2 protein-coding genes are annotated in these 1767 nt (G+C 34.6%); both read left to right on the top strand.

Annotated elements, in window-relative coordinates:
* On the top strand, window positions 1-781 hold a 781-nt coding region (locus ACHZDT_RS20115), incomplete at its 5' end, for a cytidylyltransferase domain-containing protein (RefSeq protein ID WP_394776489.1).
* A 2-nt stretch (window positions 782-783) separates the two neighbouring features.
* On the top strand, window positions 784-1767 hold a 984-nt coding region (locus ACHZDT_RS20110; protein WP_394776488.1), incomplete at its 3' end, for an aminotransferase class III-fold pyridoxal phosphate-dependent enzyme.

Here is a 1767-nt window from a genome sequence, read left to right as displayed (position 1 = left end):
AAAAAATAAGAGCCGCAATAGTATGGCAATAAAAACGATAGTTATCACTCAAGCTCGAACTGGAAGTACAAGATTACCAGGTAAAGTTTTAAAAGAAATTGGCGGTAAATCTTTGCTCCAAATTCATTTAGACCGATTAAAAAAATGCACAAAAGTTTCCGAAATAATTGTTGCAACTACGAATGATGAAGCCGATACAATAATTTTTGATAAAGCAATCGAATGGGGTTTTAATGCTTCAAGAGGTTCTGAATCCGATGTTTTAGACCGGTTTTATCAAGCGGTAAAATCTAAAAATGCGGATTGGATTGTTAGAGTAACTTCGGATTGCCCTCTTATTGATCCAGTTTTGGTAGACAAAGTGATTGATTTTGTTCAAGAAAATGATAAAGATTATGGGTCTAACGGACTCGTTGAGCATTTTCCTGATGGGCAAGATGTAGAGGTTTTTAAATTTTCGGCATTGGAAAAAGCATGGAAAAACGCCAAATTGTTATCAGAACGGGAACATGTTACCCCTTATATCAGAAATAATTCAGATTTCAACGGAGGGAATTTATTCACGGCAATTAATTTTCCGTGTGAATCTAATTTTTCTAAAATCAGAATGACCGTAGATGAAACTAGAGATTTTGAATTAATCGAAATCTTGATAAATAATTTGGGAACCGAAAAAACTTGGATGGAGTATGTAAATTATATTATCGAAGAAGATTTAATTAAAATAAACGATACAATTATTAGAAATGAAGGACTTTTAAAGTCTTTAAAAAATGATTAATCATGGGAAAAGGTCAAGAATTATATAAAAAAGCAAAAACATTAATTCCAGGCGGAACAATGTTGCTCTCTAAAAGACCAGAAATGTTTTTACCGGATCTCTGGCCAGCTTATTTTTCTAAATCAAAAGGATGTAAAGTTTGGGATTTAGATGGCAAAGAACTCACAGATATGTCTATTATGGGAATAGGAACCAATACTTTAGGGTATGGTAATGATGAGGTGGATGCAGCCGTAATAGAAACCGTAAAAAAGGGAAATATGAGTACATTAAACTGTCCCGAGGAAGTTTATTTGGCTGAAAAATTAATCGAAATGAATCCATGGGCAGATATGGTGCGTTTTGCTCGTAGTGGTGGTGAAGCAAATTCAATCGCTATTAGAATTGCTCGTGCTGCATCAGGTAAAGATCAGGTTGCAATATGCGGATATCATGGTTGGCACGATTGGTACTTGTCTGCTAATCATAACGCTGGTGATGATTTATCAGGGCATTTAATTCCGGGTTTAAGCCCATTGGGTGTGCCAAAAAACTTAAAAAACACGGTATTTCCTTTTCATTATAATAACTACGAAGAACTAGTAAGTATTGTTGAAAATAATAACATAGGTGTTATTAAAATGGAAGTGTTAAGAAATTTTGGACCTGAAGATAATTTTTTGCAAAAAGTAAGAGATTTAGCCACTCAAAAAAATATTGTATTGGTTTTTGACGAATGTACTTCGGGATTTAGAGAAACTTTTGGAGGAATATTTCAAAAATTTGGTGTGGAGCCAGATATTACCATGTTCGGAAAAACCATAGGAAATGGCTATGCATTAACGGCAGTAGTAGGAAGAAAATCAGTTATGGAAGCGGCTCAAAGCACTTTTATTAGCAGTACGTTTTGGACAGAACGTATTGGCCCAACAGCAGCTTTGGCAACTTTAGGCGTAATGGAAAAAATGAAATCTTGGGAGCTAATAACCAAAGTGGGAAATAAAATG

The organism is Flavobacterium sp. (assembly GCF_043722275.1).
Taxonomy (GTDB): Bacteria; Bacteroidota; Bacteroidia; order Flavobacteriales; family Flavobacteriaceae; genus Flavobacterium.
Note: the sequence above shows the minus strand (reverse complement) of the source record. Positions and strands in the feature narration are given on the sequence as shown.